The organism is Sphingobium herbicidovorans, assembly GCF_002080435.1.
GTDB classification, from domain to species: Bacteria; Pseudomonadota; Alphaproteobacteria; order Sphingomonadales; family Sphingomonadaceae; genus Sphingobium; species Sphingobium herbicidovorans.
In genome coordinates this window covers 757,734-765,000 of the sequence record NZ_CP020539.1, presented here as the reverse complement: position 1 = coordinate 765,000, position 7,267 = coordinate 757,734, and the positions used below count along the sequence as shown (strand labels likewise).

General features: G+C 60.4%; 3 protein-coding genes, 1 tRNA gene, 2 rRNA genes and 1 pseudogene (1 of these 7 running past the window's edge). 5 read left to right on the top strand and 2 right to left on the bottom strand.

The window, feature by feature from the left end; all coding sequences use genetic code 11:
• From B6S01_RS18300 to B6S01_RS18285, 4 genes are all read left to right on the top strand, one after another.
• Nucleotides 1–725: ribosomal RNA gene (locus B6S01_RS18300) — 23S ribosomal RNA — on the top strand; it begins 2,069 nt to the left of the window's first position.
• A gap of 127 nt (nt 726–852) precedes the next feature.
• Nucleotides 853–967: ribosomal RNA gene (rrf, locus tag B6S01_RS18295) — 5S ribosomal RNA — on the top strand.
• Between the two features lie 129 nt (nt 968–1,096).
• Nucleotides 1,097–1,173 (top strand) — tRNA-Met (locus tag B6S01_RS18290).
• 195 nt (nt 1,174–1,368) lie between these two features.
• Nucleotides 1,369–2,655 (top strand): tyrosine-type recombinase/integrase, encoded by a 1,287-nt coding sequence (locus B6S01_RS18285; RefSeq protein WP_037469256.1) that lies wholly within the window; start codon nt 1,369–1,371, stop codon nt 2,653–2,655.
• Here B6S01_RS18285 and B6S01_RS18280 read toward each other — a convergent pair.
• Nucleotides 2,640–2,837 (bottom strand): helix-turn-helix transcriptional regulator, encoded by a 198-nt coding sequence (locus tag B6S01_RS18280; RefSeq protein ID WP_037469254.1) that lies wholly within the window; start codon nt 2,835–2,837, stop codon nt 2,640–2,642. The two genes, B6S01_RS18285 and B6S01_RS18280, sit on opposite strands and share 16 nt — an antisense overlap.
• A gap of 288 nt (nt 2,838–3,125) precedes the next feature.
• On the opposite strand from B6S01_RS18280, the gene B6S01_RS18275 reads away from it, so the two are divergent.
• Nucleotides 3,126–3,563 carry a hypothetical protein gene (locus tag B6S01_RS18275; protein ID WP_081570546.1) on the top strand — a complete coding sequence of 146 codons (438 nt, stop codon included), beginning with the start codon at nt 3,126–3,128 and terminating at the stop codon, nt 3,561–3,563.
• Here B6S01_RS18275 and B6S01_RS18270 read toward each other — a convergent pair.
• Nucleotides 3,547–7,259 (bottom strand): annotated as a pseudogene (locus tag B6S01_RS18270) (conjugal transfer protein TraG N-terminal domain-containing protein). The gene B6S01_RS18275 and the pseudogene B6S01_RS18270 overlap by 17 nt on opposite strands.
• Between the last annotated feature and the right edge of the window lie 8 nt (nt 7,260–7,267).

The following is a 7,267-nucleotide window of genomic DNA, read 5'->3' as shown; positions in this document are numbered from 1 at the left end:
GCCATAGGTGAAATACCACCCTGTTGTTTTCTGATGTCTAACCTCGCACCGTTATCCGGTGCAGGGACCCTCTGTGGCGGGTAGTTTGACTGGGGCGGTCGCCTCCTAAAGAGTAACGGAGGCGCGCGATGGTGGGCTCAGGACGGTTGGAAACCGTCTGTTAGAGTGCAATGGCATAAGCCCGCCTGACTGCGAGACTGACAAGTCGAGCAGAGACGAAAGTCGGTCATAGTGATCCGGTGGTCCCTCGTGGAAGGGCCATCGCTCAACGGATAAAAGGTACGCCGGGGATAACAGGCTGATGATTCCCAAGAGCTCATATCGACGGAATCGTTTGGCACCTCGATGTCGGCTCATCACATCCTGGGGCTGGAGCAGGTCCCAAGGGTTTGGCTGTTCGCCAATTAAAGTGGTACGTGAGCTGGGTTCAGAACGTCGCGAGACAGTTTGGTCCCTATCTGCCGTGGGCGTCGAAATTTGAGAGGAGTTGACCCTAGTACGAGAGGACCGGGTTGAACATACCTCTGGTGTACCTGTCGTCCTGCCAAGGGCGCAGCAGGGTAGCTATGTATGGACGGGATAACCGCTGAAAGCATCTAAGCGGGAAGCCTCCCTCAAGATAAGATTTCTTCGAGCGGTCGTAGACCACGACCTTGATAGGCCGGATGTAGAAGTGTGGTAACATATGGAGCTAACCGGTCCTAATTGCTCTGATCGCGCCTGAGAGTCCCACCATCAATGACAGTGCTGGATACAGCGTCAGTCATCGAACGTGGTGATCACCTCAAGCCAGATACATAACAAACATGCGTGCACGGCATCGATTAACAACCCAAAGCGCAAGCTTCATTGCTTGGTGACCATAGCGTCTGTGACCCACCCGATCCCATCCCGAACTCGGCCGTGAAACCAGTCTGCGCCGATGGTACTGTGGCTCAAGCCCCGGAAGAGTAGGGCGTCGCCAGGCATTGAAGCTTGCGCTTTGAAACAACAAAACCCATCCACATCTCAAAAAAAGGGCGGCCCATAAAGCCGCCCTTTTGCGCTTCAAGGGAAAACCGGTCACAACCGACCCCTCAAAGCATAATATCGGTGACGCGGGATGGAGCAGCCCGGTAGCTCGTCAGGCTCATAACCTGAAGGTCGCAGGTTCAAATCCTGCTCCCGCAACCAATATCAGGTCCAAAAAGACCAACAAAGTCCCAAACGGTCGTAAAAAAATAGCCTGTTTTCAGGCAGTTATCTCATGTAACATGGTCTCCGACGGGATCATAACCGCCCAGGTGGTTACCATGAGATTTTGTTGGTAAATTTGTTGGTGCAAAGTTAGGATTCAAGTCTCGCGCACGGCGTTCAGGAGACTGATCCGTGCTGACCGATACTATCATCCAGTCCATTTTGCCTGCCGCCCGCCCCATCAAGAAAGCCGATGGTGGCGGTCTCAATATTTGCGTCCTGCCGGGCGGCCGACGTGAATGGCGGCTCTCCTATCGTTTTGCGCACAAGCAAAAGAGCATCACTGGCGGTGACTATCCGGTGATGAGCATTGATCGCGCCCGGGTCTGGCGCGAGGAAATGAAAGCAGTTCTCTCTGCCGGAAAGGACCCTGCGGACATCAAGCGGCGGAAAAAGCATGAGGATCAGGCTGAGCGGACGACGTTCCGCCAACTCGCCCAGGAATGGATGATCGCCAAGCGACCGGGATGGTCTGACCGCTATGCCGGCGTGATCGAGCGTCGCCTTGAAGCAGATATCTATCCGACCATCGGAAAGTTGTCCGTGCGATCAATCCTGCCCCGCGACATGCTCGATGCGCTTAAGACCATCGAGGATCGCGGCGCCATCGAGATGGCGCACAGGGTGCGGGCCTATTGCAGCGAAATCTTCCGGTTCGGCATTCCAGACGGCCGGGTGCTGACGGATCCTTGTCGTGATCTTGGCACGGTCATGCGCAAGCGCGCGAAGGTCACGCATCGATCGAAAATACCCATCAAGGAATTGCCGCGCTTCTATGCGGCCCTCAACGCGGACACAGGCTCTCGGTTGAGCCACCTTGCTTTACGCTGGACGATTTTGACGATGGTCCGGACCACCGAAGCCCGGCATGCGCAATGGAGTGAGTTTGAGGGCCTGGGAGGTCCCGAGCCGCTCTGGCGGATTCCGGCGGAGCGAATGAAAATGCGCGTCGAGCATCTGGTTCCCCTGCCGCCGCAGGCGGTAGCCCTGCTTCGGGAGATCAAGGAACTCAACGTCTACGGCCAATATGGCAATGAGCGGTTCGGCCAATATTTGTTCCCGGTAATCGGCAATCAGGGGGACACGATCAGTTCGAACCGCATGCTGGTCTTGCTCCAACGGCTAGGGGTTGGCGACAAGGCGACGGTGCATGGGTTCCGTTCGATCGCCAGCACCGTGCTGAATGAAACCGGCCTATTCAAGGCGGATTGGATCGAGCTGCAGCTGGCGCATGTACCCGGCGGTGTTCGCGCCGTCTACAACGCCGCACGCTATCTGTCCCACCGTAGGCAGATGCTCGAATGGTGGGCCGACTATCTCGACAAGGCCGAACAGGCTTCAGCGGCGATCGCCATTGAGAAGGCGACGCCGGCAAAGCCCAATGTCGGGGCGCTGGAGTGGTTTCAGTCGTCCTGGTAGGCGCTCGGTGCCTGCATCCAGCGTAGGATCCTCGACAGGCGCCAGGCAACCGCTCTGGCGCCGATCTTTTCAGGCGCCGGGAATGTTCCAAGGTGGATGTCGCGATAAATGGAAGCCTTGGGCTTGCCCGTCTTCGCGATCACGGCTCTCAGTCGCAGGAACTGCTCGTTCTTCTCGTCCATATGCAAACCAACTCCAAGTGTTGATCTGCCCGCGGGAACAGTATGACGAGAGTGCAGAAATGGATCAATATGTCCCACGGAAACTATATGCTGCAGCTTTGTCCAGTAATGCCGTGAAACAATGATTTGAGGATTTCGAGCAGGGGCGTCCAAAGAGGAGGAGTTAAGAGGTTGATATTGAACGTGGGTTTTCTGTTCTGAAATTGGGTCAGGCTGATGGCGAGAAGCAAGGCAGTGCCCCTATCGAAGACCTGGAAGAGATGGATAGATTTCAAATCATGAGCGGTGATGAGTTTGAGCATGATGGAAAATTCTCAACGTCAACGACAAGCGCCCACTCGGCTGCGGGATTGGCTGGGGCGGCCGTGGTATGCGAAGCTATGGTGGAGCGGGGTGCCGGCCTATTGGCTAGGCATGCTCGCATCCCTCCAGATTGATGCTCTAGCTGAAGTTTATCATTCGGCTGCCGGTGGATATCTGAACGTCTTGTTCTTCCCGCCGATGGTCGCCTTCGTTCTCTCGTTTGGTTTCCTGCGCCAAAAAATGGCTTCGTTGGCAGACCAAGCGAAGGATGAAACTGATCGAGAAGATTGCCTGGATCGCAAGAGATACGGCCCATCGGGTATGCCATGGCAATTTGATCCTTTGGACTCCCGGTCTGGAACGTTTTGGATCGGAAATCCTCTAAATCCGCGCCATCCTAGCAATATCAATCGCGTTTCTTGAAGCTCGGGTCGCCGTCGAACGGACCGTTGGCTAGGTCGTTCGAGAAGCGACCAGTGCTGAGCAACGATGATTGCTCCCAAGATGTCAAAGGCGAGGTCAGGTCGGCGGTTCCTCGTGCACTGTCAGCCTCTCCTAAGTAACGGTTCCTCAAACCATGCTGTCCTGTAATTTCAGTCGCCAGACGGTCTGCGAACACGGCAGCAGGATCATTGGAATTTGCAGCGGCTCGCTCCGAATTGGCAATTGCCTGCCGAACGTCGAAGTTGACAACATTCAGCTGTGCCGCTGCGGCTTCGGTTGTGGATCCGTTCTCTTGCGACGATGCGCTGAACGTCCCACCAAGTTGGCCGAACGAAGATCGCGATCCTGAGCTTTTCCTGCCTCCCTTTGATGAACCTCCACCAATATCTGCTTGAACAGATGTGCCAAATGCAGCCTGATCTTGCGCAGCGCGCGATATGGTTCGCTCCCATCCCGTTTGCGAAATTATCGATTGCACATCCCGCTGTAGCGTGTCCGCGACCTGCGGCTTCAGGCGCCAATTGCCCTTGCGATCCATCTCGAACCCGCCCTTGAGCCAGTTCGCCATGCCGGCCCGGCCGTCGGCGCCGCCACCCATGAAATGCTCGATCGTGTCGGGACCAGCCTGCTTGCCTGCCTCGAACCGCGTGCTGGTGTCGTTGCGGGCGGATTTCTCGAACCCGGCGCTGCTCGATACCAGCAGATCGTTATGGGCAAGACTGAACCGGGCATGGCCGCCATTGGCAACCGCGCCAAGCTGGCTCTCGTTGAGCAGGCCCGCCTTCCACATCTGCGCCGCGGTCGCGGGCGTCAGGTTGAGGCTGAAATCGCCATTCTGGTCCATGGCGATCTGACGCTTGCTCATCTCGATGCCGTTGGCGCGCAGCAGCCCCTGCATTCGAGACAGGCGCTCGCGTTCGACGATGCTGGTCATCCGGGCGTTGCGGGCGCGGTCGGCAATGCCGTCGGCACCGCCTTCCGCCATATCGAGCTGGTTACCGCTGGCGTCGGCAAGCGTCCGGATGAAGCTGTCGAGACGTGCGGCTTCGCGCGTCGACATGTCGGCCGCCTCGGCACCTTGCGCAAAACCAAAACTCTCCGACTGCCGGCGTTGCTCGCCGATCCGGGCGGCGCTGCGGGTGCCGTCATGCCCGATCTCGCGCTGCGCATCGAGCCTGCCTGATCGCTCGACAAAGTCATAACCGGCAGCCTCCCTGGTCCGGCCATACACGCTCGTACCCTCACGCGCCGCCTCGGCGGTCGCCCCGTCTGCGGTGCCCAACTCAGTGGCGGCCCGGTAGGTCTCGAGCGCCCTGGCGACCTGCGCCTCATTGCGGCCAGTGGCGCGGGAGAGCTGCGTGATGGCAGACGAGCGCGCTTCGCCGGAGAGGGCGTTGATGAAGGCGATGCGGCGGCTCATCTCGTCAAGGGGCAGGCCCAGCATGGCAGCAGCGTTGCGCTGGCCTTCATTGCCGCCCGTCCGATGGGCCTGTTCGGTCGCGACATTGCCGCGCTCCACTCGTGCGACCCTGTCTCCCGCATAGTCGCGGCGCCCCTCCATCGCACCGACCTGCACCTGTGCCGCCGTCAGGTCATTGCGCAGCATAGCCTCCTGGGCGAAGCTATTGGCGATCAGCTTGGCGAACGTCGGATCTGAGCTGGCCTCGGCCACGACACCGCTTGCCTTGAGTTCGGCATCCTGGGTTCCATAACCGGCGCGTTCAAAATGCCGGGTGGCCGCCTGCATCATCATGCCATAGGCGCGGGTGTCGCCGAAGGCCCGCCACTGGACCAGTCCCTGGGTGAAGGCGCCAAACGCCTTCTCACCCGCCTCGCCCGCGCCAAAATAGCGGGTGCCGAGGGTCCGCAGCGCATCCTTCTCCGCAAAATTGTGGATGGCGCCGGTAGCCGCTGCCGCGCGAACCGCGCTGACCGTTGCCGGGTCACCCAGATCCCGTCCATGAAGCGCGGGCGCAAGGCCGCCCATTTCGCGGGCGGCATCGAGCGCGCCAATCCCCATAGCCGCGCCGCCAGGCGCGCCAGTGCCATGGGATGCCATGACCGGGCCCGCGGCACCGAAACTCCGATTGGGGCCGAAGCTTGATCGCTCGCCAAAATCCCCGAAGGTCGCCGCGGCACCACGGCGCGCGCCCGTGCCCATGGCCGATGCTTGCGCTTCCAGTGCCGACGCCAGCCCTTCCGATGTCGATACCCCGGCGGCAGCAGCCGATCCCTGCGCCTGGACGCCCAGAGATCCGCCGGTGAAGGAGGAGAAGACATTACCGGAGAAGCGGAAGACGGTGAACACGAATGCGCCGGCCAAGCCCGCCGCCGCCGTGCGGAAGCTCCCAAAGATCGCCAGCGCCTTCATGGCGGAAGAAGGAGCCAGCATCCAGGCATTGGCCCCCAGATGATTGGAGCGCATCTCGGCCAGCACCGCCATCGCCCGACCCAGCGTGAGCTGATAGATGCCCGCATCGATGACGCCCCAGAGCGCCACGAACACGAACAACCCCAGCGCGAAGCTCGCGACCCGAAGGTTGATGGGGTGAGGATGAACAGGAGAGCGATCGGCATCATGAACAGCATGATTCCGAAGACGGTCGCGCGGATCGTCGGCATCCATTCATTGGCGGTCGACATGGTGGCCAAGCCGCCCGCGACCACGGCCCGGTTGGCCATCACCCGCGATGCCGTCGCCGGACTGTCCTCGAACAACACATCGCCGACGCTGGTTCCCAGCAGCACATCGGTGAGGAAGGTCTGGGCGGTGAGCGGCGTGCCCAGCATCATGTCGCCCATCTCGGAGAGATTGCTGCGGCAACGGGCGAGCTGATCGGGCTTGTCGATGTCATAGCCGGTGCGCTGGCAGACCTGCGCCGAATAGCCTTCGAACACCGCCGGATCGGACAGCCGGTCCGCGATATGCTCCCAGGCCTCGTTGCAGCTGACCGTCGTCCCGCCCTTGTCGGCAGCGGTGAAGACCGTGCTGAACGTTGCCGGCCCCGCCATCGCCGCGAACGAGGCAGGGAGGTTGATGCTGGTGCGGAACAACTGGTCGTCGTCGATCCCGTAAGCGGGCGAGACGCGGGCCACCGGATAGCATTGGCGAACATAATCCTTGATCGTCGCATCGAGAAAGGCGTCGGTCATGGGACCGCGCGGGCTCACCGCATACAGGAACAGGTCGAAGGCATGGCCGCCCGCGCCGAACTCCAGCTTGGCGTGGGGATCGAGCGTATTGTCGTCGATCGTCTCGGCGAGCGCCCGCTCCATCATGTTGGTGACGCCCGCCACCAGGACGATGAGATTGGGGACGTCGCCGACCGGCTGATAGGCATTGCGCACCCGGTCATAGACATGGACCGTGCCCGTCGTCGCGACCAGGCCGACGAAAAGGCCGATTCCGACAAGCATCTGGAGCCCGAAGGCGACGAGACCCATGCCGGTGCCGCGGATCATGGCGAGCACGGCGCCCAGCGCAAGCCCCACCACCGCGACGATCAGCACCAGCGTCTCATAGCGCGGATCGGCGAAGATCATCGAGACGAGGCGGAAGGCATCCACGGTCTCGGCAAAACCGTCATAGGTATGGAAACTCGTCTCCAGCGCGAGGGCGGGGGAAGCGAATGACATCGCCGTCAGGCTGGCTAGGGTGCGGGCAAGGCGTTGCATCGATCGTC

Coding starts and splice junctions, on each gene's coding strand:
- B6S01_RS18280 (WP_037469254.1), bottom strand. CDS start 2,837: ATGGACGAGAAGAACGAGCAGTTCCTGCGACTGAGAGCCGTGATCGCG.
- B6S01_RS18275 (WP_081570546.1), top strand. CDS start 3,126: ATGAGTTTGAGCATGATGGAAAATTCTCAACGTCAACGACAAGCGCCC.